This is a genomic window from Xylanimonas oleitrophica (genome assembly GCF_003244315.1).
GTDB lineage: Bacteria > Actinomycetota > Actinomycetes > Actinomycetales > Cellulomonadaceae > Xylanimonas_A > Xylanimonas_A oleitrophica.
On sequence record NZ_QKWH01000003.1, the window covers coordinates 240593 to 264862 of the forward strand.

Here is a 24270-nt window from a genome sequence, read left to right on the forward strand (position 1 = left end):
CCCCCGCCCGCCGGCGGGCGGGGCGGGTTCAGTGCTCTGGGCGGGCCCCGAAGACGATCTCGTCCCAGCTCGGCACCTGCGCGCGCCCCTTGCGGCTGCGGCGCGCAGGGACCTCCCTGGTGCCGGAGCGCGACGGCAGGCCGGCGCCCGTGGACGGGTGCGCGGCGGCGGGGTCGTGAGGCCGGTCACCAGCGGGCCCCGGCGTCTCCTCGGAGTGGGAGGTCTGCGCCTCGGTCTGCGACGGGGCCATGTGCCGGCCCTCCACCTCGGGCTGGCTGAGCAAGGTCGGCTGGAGCGCTCCGACCCCTGCGCCGGGGCTCACGGAGCGGTCACGGGTGCGGCGCGGGTTCCAGCGGCCCAGGTCCACGACGCTCGCGCCGGGGCTGTCGTCCGCCTGGGCCACCGGCTCCGGCTCGGGCACCGGCGGGGTGGGCAGGGTGCGGTCCGGCAGGCTGCGCTGGGGCGCGGCTCGCTCGGGCTGCGCGCCGGCGTCGTCCCCGTGGCCCGGGGTGCGCTCGCGGACCGGCAGGTCGCCGAGCGGCGCGGGACCCAGCGTGCCGTCCTCCGTGGTCGGCAGCTGCGGCGGGACGGCGGGCGTGGCACCGGTGACGGGCGCGTCGCCGGCCGCCCCGACGACCGGGGTGGCGCTCGTCGGGGTCGGCTGCCGGCGGGCGCGCGCCGGTCGCTGCCCGCGCCGCCCGGCCAGGTCGTCCAGGAGCAGCGCCGTCTCGTCGTCGGCCGCCGGCGCGGGGCGCCGTGCCGCGAGCGAGGGGACGCCGTGCATCTCCGGGCTCAACGGGTCGTCCGGCTGCCCGAGCCAGCGGGCCTCGTCGTCGAGCGGGGTCACCACGCGCCCGCGCAGGTCGAACGTCCAGCGCGCACGCCGCTCCCGGTCGCCGGCGGAGAACCGCACCTCCACGACCCACGGGGCGTTGCCCTCGCGCCGGGCGGACCACGTCGCGTCGTCCTTGCCCACACCACGCGCCGCCAGCCGGGCGTCGGCGACGTCGCCGAGCGCCGTGGTGCGGTCCAGCCCCACCACCTCGTGCGCGCGCACCATCCCGATGACGTGGTCGCGCTCGGCCATGACCGGCCACTCGTAGCGGCGCACGTGCTCGACGTCGACGCCGGCCTCGGTGGCGAGCTCCTCGGCGGTCGCGCCCGCACGCAGGCGCGCCTGGAGGTCGCGCGGCCGCAGGGCCGGCTCGGGGGCGGCGACGGGGGCGGGCGCGCCGTCGTCCTCGGCCCGGCGCGCGGCGTCCCGGCGGCGCACGACGGCGTCGCGCAGAGCGTCCGTGACGGGCAGGGAGTGCTCCGTGCCGTCCGGGTCGCGCAGGACGAGGTGCTCACCGTCCTCCTGGACCCTCACGAGCTCGAGCTCGGCCATTGCTTCCTCCTCGGCAGGACGGCGCCCTGCACCGGCGTACATGTCGGTTCGAGCGTGCCACCGCGGTGCCGCCGCGCGGCGCAGGCGCGTCGGTGTGCCGCCGATCCGGGCACGCCGGTGCAGGATAGGCCGGTGGACGCGCTCGCCGACCTCCCCGTCGACACCCTCCTGGAGCTCGCCGGGGTGTTCTTCGCCGCGTTGTCCGGCGGGCTGGCCGGCGTGCGCAAGAGCTTCGACGTCTTCGGCGTGCTCGTGCTGGCGTGGGCCACCGGCCTGGGCGGTGGTGTGCTGCGCGACGTGCTCATCGGCGCCACCCCGCCGGTCGGCATCTCCAGCTGGGAGTACGTGGCCACCGCGCTGGCCGCCGGCCTGGTGATCTTCTTCTTCCACCCGGGCGTCGAACGCATGCGCCGCACCGTCATCGCGCTCGACGCGTGGGCGCTCGCCTTCTTCGTGCTGCTGGGCACCACGAAGGGCCTGGAGCACGGCGCTGGCCCGCTGGCGTCGGTGATCGTGGGCGTGCTGACCGGCATCGGCGGCGGCATCCTGCGCGACATCCTCGTGGGCGAGGTGCCCCTCGTGCTGGCCGACCGCCAGCTGTACGCCATCCCGGCCTTCCTCGGCGCGGGCGTCACGGCGGCGCTGTGGAGCGCGGGCCTGCTGGGCGTCGCCACCCAGGCGGGGGTGGTGCTGCTCGTCAGCGGCCTGCGCCTGCTCTCCCTGCGCCTCGGCTGGGTGGTGCCCAGCGCCGCGACCGGGTGGAGCGGGAGGTGGGGGAGCCGGGGCAGGATGGGTCTGTGACCTCTGCGACCCCCGCGACCCCAGCCCCCGGCTCCAGCCCGCAGCCCGAGCGTCCCGCGCTGCCCGACGGCGTCACGCTCCCCGAGGGGGTGACCGTGGCCGGCCTGCGCGCGCTCGCCGTGTCGCTCGCCACGGCGGGCGGTGCTCTCGTGCGCGAGCGCCGCCCCGAACGGGTCACCGTGGCGGCCACGAAGTCCTCTGACGTCGACCCCGTCACCGCGATGGACCGGGCGGTCGAGGAGATGCTGCGCACCCGGCTGGCCGCCGAGCGGCCGGACGACGCGATCCTCGGCGAGGAGGGCGACGACGTCGCCGGGTCGAGCGGGCTGACCTGGGTGGTCGACCCGATCGACGGCACCGTCAACTACCTGTACGGCGTCGCCTCCTACGCCGTCTCGGTCGCCGTGGTGGCAGGTCCGGCCGACCCGGCACGCTGGACGGTGCTGGCGGGGTGCGTGCACTCGGTCGTCGACGGTCGCACCTGGGACGCCGGCCTGGGCGAGGGAGCCACGCGCGACGGCGTGCCGCTGCGTCCCGTCGGCCCCGCACCGCTCGGCCGCAGCCTCGTGGGCACGGGCTTCGGCTACGCCGCCTCCCGCCGTGCCGCCCAGGCCCGCGTCCTGACCGAGGTGCTGCCGCAGGTCCGGGACATCCGGCGCCTGGGGGCCGCGGCGATCGACCTGTGCCTCCTGGCGGAGGGTGCCCTCGACCTCTACTACGAGCGCGGGCTCAACCCGTGGGACATGGCGGCCGGGTCGCTCGTGGCCACCGAGAACGGCGCCCGGGTGACCGGTCTGCGTGGCAGCGGGCCGGGGGAGGGCATGACGGTGGCCGGCCGCGGCGAGGCGCTCGACGAGCTCGTCGCGCTGCTCGAGAGGGCGGGCGCCGACGGCCCGGAGGACACCGCGGCGAGCCGCTGACCGGGGGTGCGCAAGGCCGTCGTCGGGCGGCCTCAGGAGGGGGCGCGGGTGGTTTTGAGCACACCCCGCCACGCCGCCTGGCGTACCGCACCCGCATCGTGCACAATCCGTGGGCCGACCGGGAACAAAACCAGGTCGCCGAGCATTACCAGCGCGTACCGACACCGACTCACGGAGCGTGACCCCACAGATGGCAACCGACTACGACGCACCCCGCAAGAACGACGAGGACGTGGAGCAGGACTCGATCCAGGAGCTCCAGGCCCGTCGTTCCGACAAGTCGTCGGGGGTCGTCGACGAGGACGAGACGGAGGCCGCGGAGGGCTTCGAGCTCCCGGGCGCCGACCTGTCCGGCGAGGAGCTTGCGGTGCGCGTGCTGCCCCGTCAGGCTGACGAGTTCACCTGTACCTCGTGCTTCCTCGTCCACCACCGCAGCCAGCTGGCCTACGAGAAGAACGGTCAGATGGTCTGCACCGAGTGCGCCGCCTGAGGCCGCTCGCACGCACGACCAGGACGGGCCGTCACGCCGTGGGCGTGGCGGCCTTCGTCGTCCCCGGGCAGCGGGGCGCGCCTCAGGCGCGCCCCGCCTCCACGGCCCGCACGAGCTCCTGCGGACGCCGTGTCGAGACCAGCCAGTAGGGCGTCGGGTCCGCCGGGTCCTCCAGGGGCACGCGCACCCCGGTGCGCGCCCAGGTGCGCAGCACCACGTAGGCGCGGGCGTCCAGGCGCGGACCGAGCTCTTCGCGCATCGACTCGCGGTCGGCCAGCGCCACGGGCTCGCCCAGGAGGGACAGCGGCACGTGCGCGCTCCCGGCGCGCAGCTCACCGCCCGCGACCTCCACCACCGGTGCGGTCAGCACGAGCGCCGCGACCGCGGCGGCGGCGACCAGCGCGCCGACGACGTAGGAGGCGCCCGGGTGCAGGGGCCAGACGACCGCGACCGCGACGACGCCGGCCGCCAGGGCAGCCGCCACGGCACCGGGCCCGGGGACGAGGCGCTCGTGGAACGTGGTCGAAGGCTGCGTGACCGGGCGGGCGGGCGAGTCGGGCGTGCTCATGGGCCCATCCTCCCAGGCCCGAGCACGGCTGCGCAGCCGCCGCCGGGGTGCCCTAGGCTGCGGGCGTGCCCGACAACCCCGAGCAGACGCCGCCCCACCCGCAGGCCCCCGCCGACACCACCGTCGACGTGCTGATCCGCCTGCTCGACGACGCGGTGCCGGTGCCCGCCTACGCCCACCCGGGTGACGCGGGCGCCGACCTGGTGACCACCGAGGACGTCGAGATCCCCCCGCAGGGGCGGGTCACGGTGCCCACCGGCGTCGCCATCGCCCTGCCCGACGGCTACGCCGCGTTCATCCACCCGCGCTCGGGGCTCGCCGCGCGGCACGGCCTCACCATCGTCAACGCGCCCGGCACGGTCGACGCCGGGTACCGCGGCGAGATCAAGGTGACGCTCCTCAACACGGACGTCAACGAGCCGGTGCGGCTGCAGCGCGGCGACCGGGTGGCCCAGATGGTGGTCCAGAAGGTCGAGAGGGCGCGCTTCCTGCGGGCCGAGACCTTGCCGGGCTCCCACCGTGGCGAGGGCGGGTTCGGCTCGAGCGGAGGCTGGGCCGCCGCCCACGCCTGACGGCGTCCGCACCGCGCGGACGGGGCGGACCGCACCGTCACGACCGGCGGGGCGACCAGAGCCCCCCGCGCGCGGGCTACTGTGGAGAGGTACGGACCGGACCGCCGCCACGGCGGTACCGGGCGATGGAAGAGTGAAGGAGCGCCCTGTGGGTCTGTTCCGGCGCAACGCGTCGAAGAAGCCGGCCGAGGACACGCCGGCCGCGGTCACCGACGAGGTGAGCGGCGCGGCCGCTGCCCCCGACGGCGGCGAGACGGCCCCGGCGGCCCCCGAGCGCGGGCCGTTCGACGCCTCGCAGGTGTCCTCGATGGGACCCCGCGTCGACCTCGGCGCCATCTGGCTGCCCGTGCTGCCCGGGCTGGAGCTGCGCATGGAGATCGACAAGCGCACCCAGAAGGTCACGGGAGTCTCGGCCACCCTCGGCGCCTCGGGCCTGCAGGTGCAGGCGTTCGCCGCGCCCCGCACCGAGGGCATCTGGGACGAGGTGCGCGCCGAGATCGCCACCTCGGTGACAGGTCAGGGCGGCACCGTCGACGACGTCCCCGGCCCGTTCGGCCGCGAGCTCATCGCCCGGATCCCGGCCCAGACCACCGACGGCCGCCAGGCCGTGCGCCCCGCCCGGTTCGTGGGCGTCGACGGGCCCCGCTGGTTCCTGCGCGGCGTCCTGACGGGCAAGGCTGCCGTCGACGCCGACGCGGCCCGCCAGCTCGAGTCGGTGTTCGCGAACATCGTGGTGGTCCGGGACGGAAACCCGCGCCCCCCGCGGGACCTCCTCACGCTCACCCTGCCGCAGCAGGGCGGCAAGCCCGCCGCGCCGGAGGGCCTGGCGCCCGCGCAGCCCACGTTCGACCCGCTCACCCGCGGGCCGGAGATCACCGAGATCCGCTGAGGGGTCAGCAGTCATGTCGTTGCGTACCGCCGTGAGGCACGCGCTCGCCTCGGCCGAGTCGGTCGAGGCCGGCGAGGAGCGGACCGAGGCCGCCAAGAGCGTCGGCTGCACCGCCGTCTCGTCGCTGGCCGGCCGCCGCCGCGGCAAGGCCGCGGGCGTGCTGCGCTCGGTGGTGCTGCGACCCCGTGAGGGCGTGCCGACCGTCGAGGCCGAGCTGTACGACGGCTCGGGCTCTCTCGACCTCGTCTGGCTGGGCCGGCGCACCATCGCCGGGATCGAGCCGGGCCGCCGGATCCGCGTCGAGGGCATGGTGTGCGAGAACGACGGGCGGCGCACCATGTTCAACCCCCGCTACGAGCTGCGTCCGCGGGCCGGCGAGTGAGCGAGCAGCGCGGCACGCCCGCGACCGAGGAGACCACCGTGCCCCCGACCACCGACCCATCCCCCCAGCGCTCGACGGCGCAGAGCACCTCCGCCGACGGGGGCGCGCCGCAGGCCGCCGCACGGGGTGTCCGGGCCGTCACCGCCGAGGAGTTCTCCTTCGGCGACGCCGTCGGTGGCGTCCGCGGCGTCGTGGAGGCCGTCCTGCCTGGCCTCGTCTTCGTGGTGCTGTTCGTGGCGACCACGAACCTGAGCTGGGCGCTGGTCGCGGCCGTCGCCGCCGCGCTCGTCGCCGTCGCGGTGCGGCTCGCGCAACGCACGCCGGTCACGCAGGCGCTGGGCGGGCTGCTCGGCATCGCCGTCGGCGTCTTCTGGGCGTGGCGCTCGGGGGAGGCGCAGAACTTCTACGCCGTCGGCCTGTGGACCAATGCCGTCTACCTCGTCGGCATGCTCGTGTCGCTCGTCGTGCGCTGGCCCGTGGTCGGGTTCGTGGTCGAGTCGCTCAAGGCCGGATTCTCGCCCGACCGGGCGCGCGACGAGGCCGCCGCCGGAGGCAACCCCCTCGCCGGGCTCACCGCCTGGCGCTCCGACCCTGAGCTGATGCGCCGGTACGCGCTCGCCACGTGGTTCTGGGTCGGTCTGTTCGCTGTGCGCCTGGCGGTCAAGGTGCCGCTGTACCTCAACGACTCCGTCGGCTGGCTCGGCACCGCCCACCTCGTGCTCGGGGTGCCGCTGTGGGGCTTGGTCCTGTGGCTCACCTGGGCCGTGGTGCGCCGTCCGAGGCCCCAGCAGGCCGGAGCCGACGCGCCGAGCGCGAGCGCCGGAACGTGACCTGCGCGGAGCTCGACGAGGCCGCTGCGGACCTCGCCGAGCTCGAGCGCGGCGCCCTGCACGCCGACACGCGCGCTCCAGCACCCGTCGCGCCTCACCTGCCCGCGGTCGACTGATGCCGTGGTGGGTCCAGACGCTGATCGGCGTCGGCATCGCGCTCCTGACCACGTGGCTCGCCCTGCTCGTCACGCTGGCGGTCGCGCGCCCCCGAGGCCCGCTCTTGCAGGAAGCTCTTCGTCTCCTACCCGACCTGCTCCGGCTCCTGCGCCGCCTCGCCGCCGACCCCACCCTGCCCCGCGGCGTCCGGGTCCGGCTCGGTGCGCTGATGGTCTACCTCGCGTCCCCGATCGACCTGGTCCCGGACTTCATCCCGGTGCTGGGCTACGCCGACGACGCCGTCATCGTCACGCTCGTGCTGCGCAGCACCGTCCGTCGAGCCGGCCTCGACGCCGTTCGCGCTCACTGGCCGGGCACCGACGACGGATTCGGAGCCCTCGCACGGCTCACCGGGCTCCAGGCCCAGCGATCCGGACCGACCCCACCGGCCGGCCGGCGGCGCTGACCCCGCACGGCTCGAGCACCGCGCGCTCGCCGACGTCCGCAGCACATCTGTCAGGCGCGGCCAGGCGGCCTTCCTAGGCGACCGGGCCTTGCTCCGGCCCCTCCACGAGGAGGCGCTGCAACGCGGCCTCGTCCGCCTCGCGGCCCGTGACCAGCAGCAGCTCGTCGCCTGCCTCCAGCGTGTCGTCGATCGACGGCGCCAGCGGCAGCGGGCCCCGCACGATGCAGGCGAGCACCGTGTCGGCGGGCCACTCGATTGCCCCCACCCGCGTACCCACCAGCGGCGACTCCGGCGGGAGCGTCAGCTCGAGGATGTCGGCACCTGACTGGTGGAACGTGAAGATCCGCACCAGGTCACCGACCGCCACGGCCTCCTCGACCATCGCCGTCATGATGCGCGGCGTCGAGACCGCGACGTCCACACCCCACGACTGGTCGAACATCCACTCGTTCTTCGGGTTGTTGACACGGGCGACGGTGCGTGGCACCCCGAACTCCGTCTTGCACAGCAGGGAGAAGACCAGGTTCGCCTTGTCGTCGCCCGTGGCGCCCACCACGACGTCCGCCTCGGCGACCTCGGCCGTCTCGAGCGTGGGCAGCTCGCAGGCGTCCGCCAGCAGCCAGTCGGCCTCCGGCACCTGGGCCACGCGCATGGCGGCCGGGTTCTTGTCGATCAGCACCACGTCGTGGTCGTGGCCGAGCAGCTCGCGCGCGATCGACCGGCCCACGGAGCCCGCACCCGCGATGACGACCCTCATCGTTCCTCCTGATCGTGGTCGGTCTGACGCTGCACCGCGCTGCGGCGGGTGCCTCGTGCCTCGGCCCCGGCCTTCGCCGCGCTCCGCATCAGACCTCCTTCGCGTCGGGGGCGTGCGTCAGCCGGCGCTCCACCGTCGCGGCGTCGTCGGAGTGCATCAGCACGTGCAGCACGTCGTTCTCCTGCAGCACCGTGTCGTCCGTGACGAGGATCCCGTCGGTGTACCGGGAGAGGAACGCCACGCGGGCGCCGGTGGCGGCCTCGATGCGGCGCACGGAGGAGCCGGTCCACCCCGGGTGGTAGTCGACCTGGGCGAGCCGCACCTGCCCTGACGGGTCGCGGTACTCGTCGGTGGCGCCGAGGGGCAGCATGCGCCGCAGCACCTGGTCCGCGGTCCAGCGCACGGTGGCCACCGTGGGGATGCCGAGCCGCTGGTAGATCTCCGCGCGCTGGGGGTCGTAGATGCGAGCCACGACGTTGTCGACGCCGAACGTCTCGCGGGCCACGCGCGCGGCCAGCACGTTCGAGTTGTCGCCGTCGGAGACGGCGGCGAAGGCGTACGTGTCCTCGATCCCGGCCTGGCGCAGCGTGTCACGGTCGAACCCGATGCCGGTGACCCGCTGCCCGCCGAACTCGCTGGGAAGACGGCGGAACGAGTCGGGGTTCTGGTCGATGACCGCGACCGAGTGCCCGCGGGACTCGATCTCCTGCGCGAGCGTCGAGCCCACGCGGCCGCAGCCCATGATCACGAAGTGCACGAGCGGAACGCTACAACGCTGCGCTCGCGCCTGCGCCGCCTGCGTCACGCGCCGCCGTGCGTCGCGGCCGGGCGGGCGAGCATAGAGTGACGCTCGTGTCGGACATCGCGGACGTCGCCAAGCGACTCCTCCTCGGCCGCCCCGTCCGGAGCGACCGTCTGGGCAGCACGCTGCTGCCGAAGCGCATCGCGCTCCCCGTCTTCGCCTCGGACGCGCTCTCGTCGGTCGCCTACGCGCCCGACGAGATCCTGCTGACCCTCGCGGTCGCCGGGCTGGCGGCGACGACGATCTCGCCCTGGGTCGGCCTGGGCGTCGTCGTGGTGCTCCTGGTGGTGGTGGCCTCCTACCGGCAGAACGTGCACGCCTACCCGTCGGGCGGCGGCGACTACGAGGTCGCCACCACCAACCTGGGCCCCAAGGCGGGCCTCGGGGTGGCCTCGGCGCTGCTGGTCGACTACGTGCTCACCGTGGCGGTGTCGATCTCCTCGGCGTCGCAGTACGCCTCGTCGGCCATCCCCGCCCTGCGCGGGCACGAGTCGACGGCGGCGGTGGTCGCCGTCGTCCTGCTCACGGTGATCAACCTGCGCGGCGTGCGGGAGTCGGGCACGTTCTTCGCGATCCCCACCTACTGCTTCATGGCGTTGATCGGCCTCATGGTGGTGGTGGGATCGGTGCGGTACTTCGCGGGCACGCTGCCGCAGGCGGAGAGCGCCCAGTTCGAGCTCGTGCCGGCCGCGGCGTTCGACCAGGGCCTGACGGGCATCGCCGGGGCGTTCCTGCTGGCGCGCGCGTTCGCCTCCGGCTGTGCTGCGCTGACCGGTGTCGAGGCGATCAGCAACGGCGTCCCCGCGTTCAAGAAGCCCAAGTCGCGCAACGCGGCCACCACCCTGGCGCTGCTGGGCGGCATCTCGGCCACCATGGTGCTGTCGATCCTGCTGCTGGCGCAGGCCACCGGCGTCCACTACGCGGAGGACCCGCACACCCAGCTCACGCTGAACGGGCAGCCGCTGCCGGAGGGCTACAACCAGCACCCCACCATCGGGCAGCTCGCCGAGGCGGTCTTCCAGGGCTTCCCGGTCGCGTTCTACGCCGTCTCTGCCATCACGGGCCTCATCCTGGTGCTCGCGGCCAACACCGCGTTCAACGGGTTCCCGGTGCTCGGGTCGATCCTCGCCAAGGACGGGTTCCTGCCCCGCCAGCTGCACACCCGCGGCGACCGCCTCGCGTTCTCCAACGGCATCATCACGCTGGCCGTCGCGGCGATCGTGCTGATCGTCGCGTTCGACGCCGAGGTGACCCGCCTCATCCAGCTGTACATCGTGGGCGTCTTCGTCTCCTTCACGCTCTCGCAGCTCGGCATGATCAAGCACTGGACGCGCGAGCTGCGCACCGAGCCGGACCCGGCGAGCCGGGTGCGGATGAAGCGCTCGCGCGTCATCAACGCGGTCGGCTTCGGCTGCACCTCGGTGGTGCTGGTCATCGTGCTCATCACCAAGTTCACGCACGGCGCGTGGATCACCCTGTGCGCCATGGGCGTGCTGTTCGTGCTGATGCGCGGCATCCACATGCACTACGACCGGGTCCGTGACGAGCTGGCCCTGGACGACGTCGCCTCGGCGCGTGCGCTGCCCAGCCGCGTGCACGCCATCGTGCTGGTGTCCAAGGTGCACAAGCCCACCATGCGGGCGCTGGCGTACGCGCGAGCCTCCCGTCCGTCGCAGCTCGAGGCCGTCACCGTGGGCGTCGACCAGGACGACGTGGCGGACCTGACGCGCCAGTGGGAGGCCCTCGACCTCCCGGTGCCGCTCCGTGTGCTGGACTCGCCGTTCCGCGAGATCAGCCGCCCCATCCTCAAGTACGTGCGCTCCGTGCGGCGCGAGTCGCCGCGCGACCTCGTGGTGGTCTACATCCCCGAGTACGTGGTGGGCCACTGGTGGGAGCAGCTCCTGCACAACCAGTCGGCCCTGCGGCTCAAGGGGCGCCTGCTGTTCACCCCCGGCGTCGTCGTGGCGTCCGTGCCGTGGCAGCTCGCCTCCTCCGAGGGCCAGACTGGTCTGGAGGGGGAGTCGTACGTGGACGGGCGCCTGCGCCGGTTCTGACGCCAAGGCCACACCGGCCCGGGCGCGCCGGCCCCTCCGGGCAGGGGAGAATAGGTCGGTGCCCCGACCTCCCCGCAGCTCCGTGCCGCGCCGCTCCGCCCCGCGCCCTCGCCCCGCCGCCGACTACGACGCCGGACGTGAGCTCGAGCTCGTCGTCGGCCCCGTCGCGCACGGCGGCCACGCCGTCGCCCGCCTGGACGGCCGTGTCGTGTTCGTGCGCCACGCCCTCCCGGGCGAGCGCGTGCGCGCCGTCGTCACCGAGGGTGGCCCCAAGTTCTGGCGCGCCGACGCCGTCGAGGTGCTCGACGACGCCTCGCCCGACCGCGTGCCCTCGGCCTGGCCCGAGGCCGGCCCCGACGGCGTGGGTGGCGGCGAGCTCGCGCACGTCTCCCTCGCCGGGCAGCGGCGCTGGAAGGCCGACGTCGTGGCCGAGCAGCTGCAGCGGCTCGCCAAGATCGAGCGCGACGTCGTCGTCGAGGCCGCGCCAGGCGAGGACGAGCGTGGCGGCCTCGCCTACCGCACCCGCGTCGAGCTCGTCGCGGACGCCGAGGGGCGCGCCGGGATGCGCAAGTTCCGCTCCCACGACGTCGTCCCGCTGGACGCGATGCCGCTCGGCACCGAGGCCGTCGCCGCGCTCGCGGACGCCGAGGGCGTCTTCTCGCGCCGCTGGCAACCCGGGGCCCGGCTCGAGCTCGTCGCCCCCGCGGACGGGTCCGAGCCCGTGCTCCTCGTGGACGGCGAGCTGTGGCGCAACGGGCGCGCCGACCGGCGCCCCAACGCCCGCCGGGCCGTGGCCGAGGCCGTGACCGTGGGTGACACCACCTACCGCTACCGCGTGGCGGCCGACGGGTTCTGGCAGGTGCACCGCGAGGCCCCCGGCGTGCTCACCGGTGCCGTCCTGGACGCCGTCGGCGACGTCTCCGGGGCGCGGGTGCTCGACCTGTACTCGGGTGCCGGGCTCTTCACGCTCCCGCTGGCCGACGCCGTCGGCGAGCAGGGCCGGGTCGTCGCCGTCGAGGGGGACGCCCGCGCCGTCAAGGACGCCCGCCGCAACGCCCACGACCGCCCGCAGGTCGAGCTGCACCTGGGCGCCGTCGACCGCGTCCTGGCCGAGGGTGACGCCGGGGGAGCCGGTGTCGGCGCCGCCGACGTCGTCGTCCTGGACCCGCCGCGGGCCGGTGCCGGGCGCACCGTCGTCGACGCGATCGCCGGGCGTGAGCCGAGCCGTGTCGTCTACGTGGCCTGCGACCCTGCGGCCCTGGCCCGCGACGTCGCCTACCTGGGCGACCACGGGTACGCGCTGCGCTCGCTGCGCGCGTTCGACCTCTTCCCGCACACGCACCACGTCGAGGCCGTCGCGGTCCTGGAGAAGTAGGGAAGGAACGCCCCGGCCAGGGCGGGAGCAAGCTCCCTCGACCGCTGCTATGCGGGCGGGAGCGTGCTCGGCCCGGGCGTACCGGGTTGGTGCTGCGCGGCCTGGACGGTGAAGAACTCGCTCCAGTCCTCGTGGTGCTCCCCGTCGATGGTCACCCGCCACTCGTAGCGTCCGGCCTCCAGCGGGATGCCGGGGCCGATGTTGAGGGCCAGGGGAGTCTTGAAGCTGGTACCGGGCGCGACCCCTGCCGGGCGCCCCACCTGCACCTTGGCGTCGAACGAGAGCGACCGTGCGCCCGCCGGGCCGGGCACCGCGACCGGGTGGCCGTCCTGGTCGAGCAGCTCCACGTGCACGGTGATGTCCCGGTTCGTCTCGTCCCAGCCGACGTCGAGCAGCACCACGACCGACTGCGGCGGGGTCGGGGTGGTGGTGATGTTCCAGCCGAACCCGATGCCGTAGACCTTGCCGTTGACCGCCTCGGCGGCGTCGGCGAGCAGCACGGTGGCCCTCATCGGGCGGCCTCCCCGGTGGCAGCCGGGCGGATGGACGGTGAGCAGCGGCGGTGCACGGTCATTCCGACTCCTGATGAGCGGGGGATGGTGCGGACGATTGTGCCGGACGGCGCCGGCGAGGGACAGGGAGGGCGGACGGCGACCGCGCGGCCGACCGTGCCCCAGGGGTGCCCTGTCAGATCCGGGCCAGCAGGCCGGCGAGCGCGGCCGCCACGCCGTCCGGGTCGACGAGCATGTGCAGGTGGCCGCCGTCGAGCACCTGCGTGGGCCAGCCTGCCTCCCGGGCCTGGCTCAGCTCGGCGGCGTAGGTGTCCCCGAAGGCGAGGTAGGCGTTGCGTCCGCCGGCCCACCCGGCGGGGACCGGGACCGAGGCCTCCAGGTAGGCGAGCGGCATCCGCGGCGCACCCGCCTCGACACGGTCCAGGGTCTCGTCGTCGGGAACGAGGGCGCGCACCTGGTCGCGCGGCCACCAGCGCGTCCACGGCGGCAGCGAGCCGTCGTCGTCCGCCAGGCCGCGCACCGCGTCCAGCAGGGTGGGCGGGACCAGCCGGGCCTCGCCCGCCGCCGGGGCGAGCGCGGCGTCCACGAAGACCGTGCCGGCCAGCGGCACCACCGACGCGACCGAGGGCACGTACAGCCCGGCGCCCGAGTGGGGGACCAGCACGGTGGGGCGGTCGTCAGGCAGCGCCTCCTCGAACGAGTCGAGCACCTGCGCCGGCGTGGACCCGCGCACCTGCGCCACCCGGGTGGACCACCCGTGCAGCCGCAGCCGCTCGGCCACGGGCTCCCACACCTCCGGTCCCAGGAACGGGCTGGGCAGGAACGTCACGGGCGGGCGCTCGAGCGTCACCTCGCTCATGCCGCCACCCGCCCCGCCGCGGACGCGAAGCCCAGCCACGTGTGCCTGTTGCCCCACCAGCACCACCCCACCTTGGGCGCGCCGCGGCGCTCGCGGCCGTCGCGTCCGGTGCCGCCGGAGACCCACAGGGCCGGGGTGCGGGAGTCGTACCTGCCGTCGGGCCGGCGCAGGCGTGAGGCGAGCGTCATGTAGCAGGCGTTGCGCTCCAGGACGGCGGGCGTCTGGAGCGCCCAGTGGATGCCCTCGGCGAGCGTCAGCGGCGTGCGGCCGCCCGCCGCGAGGGCGGGTGCGGCCTCCTCGGGCGACCAACCCCGCAGCTCGTCGCCGCGTCGCGGCGCGAGGACGGCGTAGACGTCGGCGGCCGGGAGCTCGACGCCCTCGGTCGGGCCGAAGAGGTCGACGTCGGTCATGTCCTCGACGACGAACCCGGCGCGCTCCTCGCCGGCGGCGCCCGCGCGGCCCGGTGCGGGCAACCGCAGGTGCGGTGCGAGGGACGACGGCGGTGCGACGCGCGGGTGCAGGACCAGCAGGGCGTCCGTGGCCGGGGCGGTGCCCACGGTGCCTACGGTGGCGGCGAGCGCGGCGACGGCGGCGCGCAGCCGTGCGGGCGTGACGGCGGCGTCGGGATGCACCACGCCGAGCCCGACCAGACGTTCCGCCTGCGCGGTCAGGGGCGGTAGCGCCGGCGGCGCCGAGGTCTCCGGGGGAGCAGGCTGCACGGTGGGCGTCGTCACGGGCGGACCTCCGGGTCGTGGGTGGCGGACCTCTGCTCAACGATGGGGCAGCGGTCCGTGTTCCGCCTCCGTGGACGCCACGCGGACGTAAGGGGCGCCTAAGTATCTTGACGTCAAGATATCTGGGATATGCTGGTGCCAGTGCCCGGCCGTAGGCTGGGTGGAGCCCCGAACCCCAGTGCCGGAGTCCCCGCGTGCACGCGCGCGGTGTGTCGTTCGGCGCGCGACAGTTCCGTTGGAGGAGCCGTAGTGAGCAGCGTGGACACGTTCGGATCGAAGGGAACGCTGGAGGTCGGAGGCAACTCCTACGAGATCTTCCGCCTCTCGGCCGTGGAGGGCGTCGAGCGCCTCCCGTACTCCCTGAAGATCCTCGCCGAGAACCTGCTGCGCACCGAGGACGGCGCGAACATCACCGCCGACCACGTGCGCGCCCTCGCCTCGTGGGACCCGCAGGCCCAGCCCGACACGGAGATCCAGTTCACGCCGGCGCGCGTGATCATGCAGGACTTCACGGGCGTGCCCTGCGTGGTCGACCTCGCCACGATGCGCGAGGCCGTCGCCGAGCTCGGCGGCGACCCGTCCAAGATCAACCCGCTGGCCCCCGCCGAGATGGTCATCGACCACTCCGTGCAGATCGACGTGGCCGGCCGCCCCGACGCGTTCGAGCGCAACGTCGAGTTCGAGTACCAGCGCAACCACGAGCGCTACCAGTTCCTGCGCTGGGGCCAGACGGCCTTCGACGACTTCAAGGTCGTGCCGCCGGGCACCGGCATCGTCCACCAGGTCAACATCGAGTACCTGGCCCGCACCGTCATGACCCGCGAGGTCGACGGCGTGCTGCGCGCCTACCCGGACACCTGCGTCGGCACCGACTCGCACACCACCATGGTCAACGGCCTGGGCGTGCTCGGCTGGGGCGTCGGCGGCATCGAGGCCGAGGCCGCCATGCTCGGCCAGCCCGTCTCCATGCTGATCCCGCGCGTCGTGGGCTTCAAGCTCTCGGGCTCCATCCCCGCCGGCGTGACCGCTACCGACGTCGTGCTCACGATCACCCAGATGCTGCGCCAGCACGGCGTCGTCGGGAAGTTCGTCGAGTTCTACGGCGAGGGCGTGGCCCAGGTGCCGCTCGCCAACCGCGCCACCATCGGCAACATGTCGCCCGAGTTCGGCTCGACCGCCGCGATCTTCCCGATCGACCAGGTCACGGTCGACTACCTGCGCCTGACCGGCCGCAGCGACGAGCAGCTCGCGCTCGTCGAGGCCTACGCCAAGGAGCAGGGCCTGTGGCTCGACCCGACGGCCGAGGGCTACACCGAGCCGCAGTTCTCGGAGTACCTCGAGCTCGACCTGTCGACCGTGGTGCCCTCGATCGCCGGCCCCAAGCGCCCGCAGGACCGCATCGAGCTGTCCGCCGCCAAGGGCTCGTTCGCCAAGGCGATCCTCGACTACGTCGGCGAGGACGAGGCCAAGCCGTTCACCGGTCTGGACGAGTCGGTCGAGGAGACCTTCCCGGCCTCCGACCCGATCGCCGCCAGCCACGCGGACGACAACGAGAAGCCGGTGCGGGCCGGTACGGCCGACTCGGCCAAGCGCCCCCACAAGGTGGTCCCCGTGACCCTCGCGGACGGCACCACGACCGAGCTCGACCACGGCCACGTCGTGATCGCCTCGATCACCTCCTGCACCAACACCTCGAACCCGTCGGTCATGCTCGCCGCCGCGCTGCTGGCCAAGAACGCCGTCGACAAGGGCCTGGCCTCCAAGCCGTGGGTCAAGACGTCGATGGCCCCGGGCTCGCAGGTCGTCACCGGCTACTACGAGAAGGCTGGCCTGTGGCCGTACCTCGAGAAGCTCGGCTTCCACCTGGTCGGCTACGGCTGCGCCACCTGCATCGGCAACTCCGGCCCGCTCTCGGACGAGATCTCGGCCGCGGTCAACGAGCACGACCTGTCGGTCGTCTCCGTGCTCTCGGGCAACCGCAACTTCGAGGGCCGCATCAACCCGGACGTCAAGATGAACTATCTGGCGTCGCCGCCGCTGGTCATCGCGTACGCCCTGGCCGGCACCATGGACTTCGACTTCGACGCCGAGCCGCTCGGCACCGACACGGCGGGCAACCCGGTGTTCCTCAAGGACATCTGGCCCACGCCGGAGGAGGTCCAGGCCACGATCGACAGCTCGATCGACCGCGACATGTTCACGCGCGACTACGCCGACGTCTTCGCCGGCGACGAGCGCTGGCGTGCGCTGGAGACCCCCGAGGGCGACACGTTCTCCTGGGACTCCGAGTCGACGTACGTGCGCAAGCCCCCGTACTTCGAGGGCATGGGCATGCAGCCGGAGCCCGTCACGGACATCTCCGGCGCCCGCGTGCTGGCCAAGCTGGGCGACTCGGTCACCACCGACCACATCTCGCCCGCCGGCGCCATCAAGCCCGACAGCCCCGCCGGCCGCTACCTGGCCGAGCACGGCGTCGAGCGTCGTGACTTCAACTCCTACGGTTCGCGCCGCGGCAACCACGAGATCATGATCCGTGGCACGTTCGCGAACATCCGCCTGAAGAACCAGCTCCTGGACGGCGTCGAGGGTGGCTTCACCTACAACTTCGTCAAGGGCGCGCAGGACACGATCTACGACGCCGCGCAGGACTACGCCGCGCAGGGCACCCCGCTGGTGGTGCTCGGCGGCAAGGAGTACGGCTCGGGCTCGTCGCGCGACTGGGCGGCCAAGGGCACCGCGCTCCTGGGCGTCAAGGCCGTCATCACCGAGTCGTTCGAGCGCATCCACCGCTCGAACCTCATCGGCATGGGCGTGCTGCCGCTGCAGTTCCCGGCCGGCGAGAACGCCGCGTCGCTGGGCCTGGACGGCACCGAGACGTTCGACATCGCCGGCATCACGGCGCTGAACGAGGGCACCACGCCCCGCACGGTGCACGTGACCGCCACGAAGCAGGACGGCTCGAAGGTCGAGTTCGACGCCGTCGTCCGCATCGACACCCCCGGTGAGGCGGACTACTACCGCAATGGCGGCATCCTGCAGTACGTGCTGCGCTCCCTGGTGGCCTGAGCCCTGGTAGCGCGGTAGCCGTACGACGACGGCGCCCTGCCCCTCTCGCGAGAGGGGCAGGGCGCCGTCGTCGTGCTCGGGGCCGTGAGGCCCGCGGCTGACCGCTCCGGTCGCCCGGCGGTCAGCGGTCCGTCAGGAGCGCGGCCAGGCCGTGCTCTCCGACGGGAACGAGGGCCGGGTGCTCGTCCGGGTGGCTGAGCATGGCGGTGGCGTAGACCAGTGCCCAGCCGCGGGCCCGTGCCCAGGTGGCGGCGCCCCAGTCGGCGCCGCGGGCTGCGGCGATCGCGGCACGGCAGCCCGCCCGGCCCGCGGCGTCGAAGTGCAGCCACAGGGCTCCGAGGTCGCTCGCCGGGTCCCCTGAGGTGACGTCGCCGAAGTCGACGACGGCGGCGAGCCGGTCGGGGGCGCCGGCGCTGCCGGGCGCCACCACCACGTTGCCGGGGTGCGGGTCGCCGTGCACCCAGACGGGCGTCCCGGTCCAGGGGGCGGCCGAGAGCGCGGCCTCCCACACCTGACCGGCGGTGCCGCGCAGGGCGGGCGGGACGAGCTCGAGGCGCTGAGCGAGGACGTCGGGGTCGCGCGCCTCCGGCCGGGCGTCGAGGGGGACGCCCCGCAGCGGGTTGTCTGGTGCTGGCGCACCGTCGACCGGCCGGTGCAGCGCGGCGAGGAAGGTGCCGAACGCCGCCGCCCAGGCGCTGCGGCGGGAGACGGGCGTGGCGAGGGCGGCCACGCCGTCGGCCCAGTGAGTCACCGACCAGGTCCAGGGGTACCCCAGCGCCGGGCTCGGCCGGCCCGCGCGGACGGGCACCGGCACGCTGACGCCGGGCGCCGCCGTCGCCAGGAACGGGACGAGCCGGGGGAGCGCGGCGCGCTCGTGCTCGACGAGGTGCGCGGCGGCGGCGCGCCGGGGCAGGCGCAGCACGAGGTCGTCGCCCGCCCGGACCATGACGTTGTCCCACCCGTGCGCGGCCACGCGCAGCGGAAGGTGGGCGAGGTCAGGGTGCTGCTCGACCAGGAGGGCGTGCGCGAGCTCGGCGGTGACGTCGAGGTCGGCTCTCACGACCGTTCCGGGGCGGGGATGTCGAGCTCCCGCGAACGGTCCCAGTCCTCGGTCCAGCCGAGGTGCGTGAACATGGCGTCGAGGACGCCGGCGGTGAAGCCCCACACCAGGTGCTCGACGCCGGCCACGGTGACGAGCCACGCGGGTCCGCGCCATGTCTGCCCGGCGTGCCGCAGCACGGACGTGTACCGGTTCGCCGGGTCGATCAGGTCGGCCACGGGGGCGCGGAACACGTGCGCGGACTCCGCCACGTCCACGACGCCCACGGGGGTGGGCCGCGCCCACCAGGCCACCACGGGCGTGACCACGTGGTTGCTGGCGGGCATGGGCAGCGGCGCCAGCGTGCCCAGCACCTCGACGCCGCCGACATCGAGCCCCGTCTCCTCCTCCGCCTCGCGCAGCGCGCCCTCCACCACGCTCTCCCCGGCCTCCAGGCGCCCGCCGGGGAAGGCGACCTGGCCGGCGTGGGAGCGCAGCGTGGTGGCGCGGCGCAGCAGCAGCACGTCCAGGTCGTGGGAGACGGCCAGGGCCTGCGCGTCGTGGTCGGCGGGCAGGCCGTCGAGCACACCGAACAGCACCAGCACGGCGGCGGGCCGGGCTCCGGCGTCGAGCGTGCCACGGGCGTGCGGCCACGGGCCGGGGAACGTGGGATCGGCGGCGAGGCGGGCCAGCTGTGCACGGGCCGACGACGACGGCGTGGCCGCCGTCGTCGGCCAGGAGGGGTCGCTCACCGTCCGAGGCTAGCGCGCGCCGGTCGCCACTCCCTGCAGCTCCGGTCCTGGACTGCCAGAACCGGAGCTGCAGGGGCCCCGCGACGGGGTGGGCCGCGGTCACCAGGACGTGGCGAGCGGCATGCCCTCCTGGTACCCGGCCGCGGACTGGATGCCCACCAGGGCGCGCTCGTGGAACTCGGCCAGCGTGCGGGCGCCCGCGTAGGTGCACGACGAGCGCAGGCCCGAGGTGATGTCGTCCAGCAGGTCCTCCACGCCGGGGCGGGCCGGGTCGAGGTACATCTTGCCGCTGGAGATGCCCTCCTCGTACAGGGCCTTGCGGGCCCGGTCGAACGCCGTGCCCGTCCCTGCCGTCCGGGCGGCGACCGCCCGGGCCGAGGCCATGCCGAAGCTCTCCTTGTAGAGGCGGCCGGTGCCGTCGTCGTGCAGGTCGCCGGGCGACTCGTACGTGCCGGCGAACCAGGAGCCGATCATCACCTGGGAGGCGCCGGCCGCCAGTGCGAGGGCGACGTCGCGCGGGTGCCGCACCCCGCCGTCGGCCCACACGTGCTTGCCGAGCTCGCGCGCGGCGGCGGCGCACTCGAGCACGGCGGAGAACTGGGGCCGCCCGACGGCGGTTTGCATGCGCGTGGTGCACATCGCTCCGGGGCCCACACCGACCTTGAGGATGTCGGCGCCGGCGGCGACCAGGTCGCGCACCCCGTCCGCGGTGACCACGTTGCCGGCCACGACCGGCACGCCCGGGTCCACCGACCGCACGGCCTCCAGGGCCTGCAGCATCTTGGCCTGGTGCCCGTGGGCGGTGTCGACGACGAGCACGTCGACGCCCGCCGCCAGCAGCTCCTTGGCCTTGGTGGCGACGTCGCCGTTGATGCCGACGGCGGCACCCACCCGCAGCCGGCCGGCGGCGTCCAGCGCGGGGGAGTAGACGCTGGAGCGCACGACGCCCTTGCGGGTCAGCACGCCCGCCAGCACGCCGTCGCGAACCACGGTGGCCAGAGACGCCTTGGCGGCGTGCAGCCGCTCGAACGTGGCCTCCAGCCCGGCCGCCTCGACCTCGGCGGCGTCGAGCGTGAGCAGGTCGGTGGCCATGACGCGCCCCACCTGCGTGAAGCGGTCAGTGCCGGCGCAGTCGGCCTCGGTGATCACACCCACCGGGCGGCCGTCCTCGACCACCACGGCAGCGCCGTGCGCGCGCTTGCCCAGCAGCGTCAGCACCGTCGAGACGGTGTCGTGGGGGCCGACGACCACGGGGGTCTCGATCACCGGGTCCTTGGCCTTGACGCCCGCGACGACGTCGGCCACGACGTCGGCGGGGATGTCCTGCGGGATGATCGCGACGCCACCGCGCCGCGCCACCGTCTCGGCCATGCGCCGCCCGGCGACGGCCGTCATGTTCGCCACGACGACGGGCACCGTGGTGCCCGTGCCGTCGTCGGTGGACAGGTCGACGTCGAACCGGCTGGCGACGTCGGAGCGGGACGGGACGAGGAACACGTCGCCGTAGGTGAGGTCCGTGGTGGGCTGCTGCCCGTCGAGAAAGCGCATCGGCGTCTCCGCAAGGTGGGCGCTCCGGCCCGGGCCGGGCGCACGCGTGCCGGCGGTGTGGTTTTCCCGTCGGCAGGCACCGAGCCTACGCGGGGCCCGCGCCTCGTGGGGCACGACGGCGCAGGCTGCCGGGCCGACCTCGCGCGCCGGGTCGCCGGGGACACCGGCTGCCGCCGCACGGTGAGTGGTCCGTGCAGATCACGTGATCGCACGCCCGCAGGTGCTGCGAGCCTCGCCGGAGGTCCTAGAGTGGATCAGCCCGCGGCGCCCCGTGGCGGGCCGTCGTCGAGAGGAAGAGTTCTCATGGGCCTGTTGGCCGGCATCAAGTCGCCCGAGGACGTGCGACGCCTGACGCCCGACCAGACCGTGGCGCTGGCGGACGAGATCCGGCAGTTCCTGGTGAACGAGGTCTCGCGCACCGGCGGTCACCTGGGTCCCAACCTCGGCGTCGTGGAGCTGACGATCGCGCTGCACCGCGTGTTCTCCTCGCCGCGCGACGCCCTCGTCTTCGATACCGGCCACCAGGCGTACGTGCACAAGCTGCTCACCGGGCGCCAGGACTTCTCGGCGCTGCGCAAGCAGGGCGGCCTGTCCGGCTACCCCTCGCGCGCCGAGTCCGAGCACGACGTGGTCGAGAACTCCCACGCCTCCACCGCGCTGTCCTGGGCCGACGGCATCGCCAAGGCCCACCAGGTCAAGGGGGAGCACGACCGCACCGTCGTGGCGGTCATCGGCGACGGTGCCCTGACCGGCGGCATGGCCTGGGAGGCGCTGAACAACATCGCCGCCTGCGAGCGGCGCCTGGTCATCGTCGTCAACGACAACGGCCGTTCCTACTCGCCCACCATCGGTGGGCTCGCCAACCACCTGGACACCCTGCGCACCACGCGCGGCTACGAGCAGTTCCTCGACTGGGGCAAGCGCACCCTGCACCGCTCCGGCGCACCGGGCCGGTTCGCGTACGGCTGGCTCCACGGGCTCAAGAAGGGCCTCAAGGACGTCGTGGCCCCGCAGGGCATGTTCGAGGATCTCGGCATCAAGTACATCGGGCCCATCGACGGTCACGACGAGAGCGCCATGGAGCACGCGCTGCGCCGCGCCCGCGCCTACGGCGGGCCCGTGATCGTGCACGCGATCACCGAGAAGGGCCGCGGCTACAGCCCGGCCGAGCAGGACGTCGCCGACAGGTTCCACGCCGTCGGGCAGATCCACCCCGAGACGGGCCTGCCCGTCGCGCCGTCCCGCTTCGGCTGGACGAGCGTGTTCGCCGACGAGATCGTGCGCATCGGCCGCCGCCGGCCCGACGTCGTGGCCATCACCGCCGCGATGCTGCACCCGGTGGGGCTCGCGCCGTTCCAGGAGGCGTTCCCGGACCGCACGTTCGACGTCGGCATCGCCGAGCAGCACGCCGCCACCTCGGCCGCGGGGATGGCGTTCGCCGGGCTCCACCCGGTCGTGGCCGTGTACGCGACGTTCCTCAACCGCGCCTTCGACCAGGTGCTCATGGACGTCGCCCTGCACAAGGCGGGCGTCACGTTCGTGCTCGACCGCGCGGGCATCACCGGTGACGACGGCGCCAGCCACAACGGCATGTGGGACATGGCGATGCTGCGCATCGTGCCCGGCCTGCGCCTGGCCGCCCCCCGCGACGAGCCCACGCTGCGCGCCGCGCTGAACGAGGCCGTGGACGTCGACGACGCCCCCACCGTGGTCCGTTACCCCAAGGGTGCCCTGGTGGACGCCATCCCGGCCGTCAGCGAGCTCGACGGCGTCGACGTGGTCGCCCGCCACGACGCCGGCGAGGACGGCGCCCGCCGCGTGCTCGTCGTCGGCGTCGGCTCCATGGCCGGCACCGCCATGACCACCGGTGAGGCGCTCGCGGCGCACGGCCTGGACGTCACGGTGGCCTCGCCCACATGGGTGCTGCCGGTCCCCGCCGCCCTCGTCAAGCTCGCGGGCGAGCACGACCTGGTGGTCACCGTCGAGGACGGTGTGGTGGACGGCGGCGTCGGGTCCATGCTCGCGCAGCGCGCCGGGGAGCAGGGCGTGACGACGCCCCAGGTGCACCTCGGCCTGCCGGTGCAGTTCCTCGACCACGCCAGTCGCGACCAGATCACCACGCAGATGCGCCTGACGGCGGCGGACGCCACCCGCGACGCGCTCGCGGCGCTCGCGCTGCTGTAGCGCGGGCCGCCGCTGGAGGCGGACCACGGCGAAGGGCCGCAGCCTCCTGGCTGCGGCCCTTCGTGCGTCCGCCGGGCCGGAGCCCGCGCCCGTGGTGTCAGGAGAGCAGCTCGTCGGCAGCCCGCACGGCGACCTGGCCGAGGTCGCCGTCGGCGCCCGCGTACCAGGCGCGCTGGCGGGCGGCACCGCTGCCGCGCGACCAGAGCGCGCCGAGCAGGTCCGTGACGGCGTCGAGGTCGCCGGCGTCGGCCAGCGCCTCCTTCACGTGCTCCACGAGCGCGCCCACGACGTCGTGCGCGGGTGCGGGCCGCCACGTGCGGGGATCGACGAGGTCGCCGTCGAGGCCGGAGCGGCCGGCCCGCCAGTGAGCCGTGCGCAGGATCTCGGGGTGGACGTCGGGCGCGGCCACGCCGGAGGCGGCGTCGCGCGCCGCCGTCTCCACGAGCCCGCGCGAGAGCGCGGCGAGCAGGGTGGCGGTGTCGGGGTCGAGGCACACGTCCGCGACCCGGATCTCGACGGTCGGGTAGCGGGCCGAGAGGCGGGCGTCGAAGTACACCATCGCCTGGTCCAGCACCGTGCCGGTGGCCACGATCGCCTCGACGGCGGCGTGGTACGCCTCGGGCGTCCCGAACAGGCGGGTGGGGCCGGCGGTGGGCCACCGCGACCACACCTGGGACCGGAAGCTCTCGTAGCCGGTGGGCTGCCCCTGCCAGAACGGCGAGTTGGTGGAGATCGCCAGGAGGGGGGCGAGCCACGGGCCGATGCGGTCCAGGACGGCGACGCCCTCGGCGTCGTCGGAGACCGACACGTGCACGTGGCAGCCGTTGGTCAGCTGCTCCCAGGCGGTGATGCCGAACTCGGCCCGGGCGCGCATGTATCGCAGCTTGGAGACCGTGGTGCCCGTGAAGGCGAGGGGGGAGGTGCCGAGCGCGGCGACGCGCGCGCCCTGGCCGGCGGCGGCCTCCTGCGCCCCGCGTCGGCCGGCACGCAGCGCGTCGGCGAGCTCGGTGAGGGAGCGGGTGGGCGGCGTGGCCGTCTCCAGCTGCTCCTCCATGAACTCGTTCTCGAGAGGGCCGTGGGCCTCCTCGGCGGTGTCGAGCACCGCCTGGGCGCTGGGGGAGGGGGCGCCGTCGTCGGCCACCAGGAGCAGCTCTTCCTCGACACCCATGGATCGCAGCTGTGACGTC

The 24270-nt window shown here is 74.5% G+C and carries 23 protein-coding genes; 12 read left to right on the top strand and 11 right to left on the bottom strand.

Going from position 1 to position 24270, the window contains the following annotated elements; translation table 11 throughout:
• Window positions 1-28: 28 nt before the first annotated feature.
• On the bottom strand, window positions 29-1387 hold the full coding sequence (gene sepH / locus DNL40_RS06770; protein ID WP_179950977.1) for a septation protein SepH: 1359 nt from the start codon (window positions 1385-1387) through the stop codon (window positions 29-31).
• A 132-nt stretch (window positions 1388-1519) separates the two neighbouring features.
• Here sepH and DNL40_RS06775 point away from each other — a divergent pair, with 132 nt between their 5' ends.
• The 3 genes from DNL40_RS06775 (at window position 1520) to DNL40_RS06785 (ending at window position 3598) form a co-directional block, all read left to right on the top strand.
• Entirely contained in the window at window positions 1520-2188 is a 669-nt protein-coding gene (locus DNL40_RS06775; protein ID WP_111250482.1) for a trimeric intracellular cation channel family protein, read from the top strand.
• The gene (locus DNL40_RS06780) at window positions 2185-3108 is read left to right on the top strand and encodes an inositol monophosphatase family protein (RefSeq protein WP_425450766.1); all 924 of its coding nucleotides are present in this window, start codon (window positions 2185-2187) and stop codon (window positions 3106-3108) included. Before DNL40_RS06775 ends, DNL40_RS06780 begins: the two co-directional genes overlap by 4 nt.
• A 190-nt stretch (window positions 3109-3298) precedes the next feature.
• Window positions 3299-3598: a DUF4193 domain-containing protein gene (locus DNL40_RS06785; protein WP_111250483.1), complete on the top strand. Its 300-nt coding sequence runs from the start codon at window positions 3299-3301 to the stop codon at window positions 3596-3598.
• Window positions 3599-3680: 82 nt separating this feature from the next.
• Here the strand turns inward: DNL40_RS06785 and DNL40_RS06790 are convergent, their stop codons facing one another.
• Window positions 3681-4166, bottom strand: a complete 486-nt coding sequence (locus DNL40_RS06790) for a DUF3093 domain-containing protein (RefSeq protein ID WP_111250484.1) — start codon at window positions 4164-4166, stop codon at window positions 3681-3683.
• A 128-nt stretch (window positions 4167-4294) separates the two neighbouring features.
• Between DNL40_RS06790 and dut the strand changes: the two genes are divergently transcribed.
• The 5 genes from dut (at window position 4295) to DNL40_RS06815 (ending at window position 7401) form a co-directional block, all read left to right on the top strand.
• On the top strand, window positions 4295-4738 hold the full coding sequence (dut, locus tag DNL40_RS06795; RefSeq protein WP_111250576.1) for a dUTP diphosphatase: 444 nt from the start codon (window positions 4295-4297) through the stop codon (window positions 4736-4738).
• A 148-nt stretch (window positions 4739-4886) separates the two neighbouring features.
• A complete protein-coding gene (locus tag DNL40_RS06800) occupies window positions 4887-5627 on the top strand; it encodes a DUF3710 domain-containing protein (protein ID WP_111250485.1) in 741 nt (246 codons plus the stop codon).
• A 13-nt stretch (window positions 5628-5640) separates the two neighbouring features.
• Window positions 5641-6009, top strand: coding sequence for an OB-fold nucleic acid binding domain-containing protein (locus DNL40_RS06805; protein WP_111250486.1), 369 nt, complete (start codon window positions 5641-5643; stop codon window positions 6007-6009).
• Window positions 6010-6047: 38 nt separating this feature from the next.
• A complete protein-coding gene (locus DNL40_RS06810; RefSeq protein WP_111250577.1) occupies window positions 6048-6839 on the top strand; it encodes a DUF3159 domain-containing protein in 792 nt (263 codons plus the stop codon).
• A gap of 115 nt (window positions 6840-6954) precedes the next feature.
• Window positions 6955-7401, top strand: coding sequence for a YkvA family protein (locus tag DNL40_RS06815; RefSeq protein ID WP_111250487.1), 447 nt, complete (start codon window positions 6955-6957; stop codon window positions 7399-7401).
• A 73-nt stretch (window positions 7402-7474) separates the two neighbouring features.
• On the opposite strand, the gene DNL40_RS06820 is transcribed toward DNL40_RS06815, so the two are convergent.
• On the bottom strand, window positions 7475-8158 hold the full coding sequence (locus tag DNL40_RS06820) for a potassium channel family protein (RefSeq protein WP_111250488.1): 684 nt from the start codon (window positions 8156-8158) through the stop codon (window positions 7475-7477).
• A gap of 88 nt (window positions 8159-8246) precedes the next feature.
• Window positions 8247-8900 (bottom strand): potassium channel family protein, encoded by a 654-nt coding sequence (locus DNL40_RS06825; protein ID WP_111250578.1) that lies wholly within the window; start codon window positions 8898-8900, stop codon window positions 8247-8249.
• Window positions 8901-9010: 110 nt separating this feature from the next.
• On the opposite strand from DNL40_RS06825, the gene DNL40_RS06830 reads away from it, so the two are divergent.
• Window positions 9011-11014, top strand: a complete 2004-nt coding sequence (locus DNL40_RS06830) for an APC family permease (protein ID WP_111250579.1) — start codon at window positions 9011-9013, stop codon at window positions 11012-11014.
• 58 nt (window positions 11015-11072) lie between these two features.
• Entirely contained in the window at window positions 11073-12389 is a 1317-nt protein-coding gene (locus DNL40_RS06835) for a class I SAM-dependent RNA methyltransferase (RefSeq protein ID WP_425450767.1), read from the top strand.
• A gap of 47 nt (window positions 12390-12436) precedes the next feature.
• Here the strand turns inward: DNL40_RS06835 and DNL40_RS06840 are convergent, their stop codons facing one another.
• The 3 genes from DNL40_RS06840 to DNL40_RS06850 all read right to left on the bottom strand — a co-directional run bounded on the left by DNL40_RS06840 (window position 12437) and on the right by DNL40_RS06850 (window position 14494).
• Window positions 12437-12901 carry a DUF6941 family protein gene (locus DNL40_RS06840; RefSeq protein WP_111250490.1) on the bottom strand — a complete coding sequence of 155 codons (465 nt, stop codon included), beginning with the start codon at window positions 12899-12901 and terminating at the stop codon, window positions 12437-12439.
• A 175-nt stretch (window positions 12902-13076) separates the two neighbouring features.
• Window positions 13077-13760 carry a hypothetical protein gene (locus DNL40_RS06845; protein ID WP_146252037.1) on the bottom strand — a complete coding sequence of 228 codons (684 nt, stop codon included), beginning with the start codon at window positions 13758-13760 and terminating at the stop codon, window positions 13077-13079.
• A complete protein-coding gene (locus DNL40_RS06850) occupies window positions 13757-14494 on the bottom strand; it encodes a DUF5701 family protein (protein WP_218926007.1) in 738 nt (245 codons plus the stop codon). The genes DNL40_RS06845 and DNL40_RS06850 overlap by 4 nt, the downstream gene beginning before the upstream one ends.
• A 249-nt stretch (window positions 14495-14743) precedes the next feature.
• Between DNL40_RS06850 and DNL40_RS06855 the strand changes: the two genes are divergently transcribed.
• Entirely contained in the window at window positions 14744-17560 is a 2817-nt protein-coding gene (locus DNL40_RS06855; protein ID WP_111250492.1) for an aconitate hydratase, read from the top strand.
• Window positions 17561-17681: 121 nt separating this feature from the next.
• Here the strand turns inward: DNL40_RS06855 and DNL40_RS06860 are convergent, their stop codons facing one another.
• From DNL40_RS06860 to guaB1, 3 genes are all read right to left on the bottom strand, one after another.
• A complete protein-coding gene (locus DNL40_RS06860) occupies window positions 17682-18620 on the bottom strand; it encodes an aminoglycoside phosphotransferase family protein (protein WP_111250493.1) in 939 nt (312 codons plus the stop codon).
• The gene (locus tag DNL40_RS06865) at window positions 18617-19351 is read right to left on the bottom strand and encodes an NUDIX hydrolase (RefSeq protein ID WP_111250494.1); all 735 of its coding nucleotides are present in this window, start codon (window positions 19349-19351) and stop codon (window positions 18617-18619) included. Before DNL40_RS06865 ends, DNL40_RS06860 begins: the two co-directional genes overlap by 4 nt.
• A gap of 99 nt (window positions 19352-19450) precedes the next feature.
• Entirely contained in the window at window positions 19451-20899 is a 1449-nt protein-coding gene (guaB1, locus tag DNL40_RS06870) for a GMP reductase (RefSeq protein WP_111250495.1), read from the bottom strand.
• Window positions 20900-21202: 303 nt separating this feature from the next.
• Between guaB1 and dxs the strand changes: the two genes are divergently transcribed.
• On the top strand, window positions 21203-23083 hold the full coding sequence (gene dxs, locus DNL40_RS06875) for a 1-deoxy-D-xylulose-5-phosphate synthase (protein ID WP_111250496.1): 1881 nt from the start codon (window positions 21203-21205) through the stop codon (window positions 23081-23083).
• Window positions 23084-23180: 97 nt separating this feature from the next.
• Here dxs and DNL40_RS06880 read toward each other — a convergent pair whose 3' ends face one another.
• Entirely contained in the window at window positions 23181-24251 is a 1071-nt protein-coding gene (locus tag DNL40_RS06880) for a carboxylate-amine ligase (RefSeq protein ID WP_111250497.1), read from the bottom strand.
• Window positions 24252-24270 lie beyond the last annotated feature (19 nt).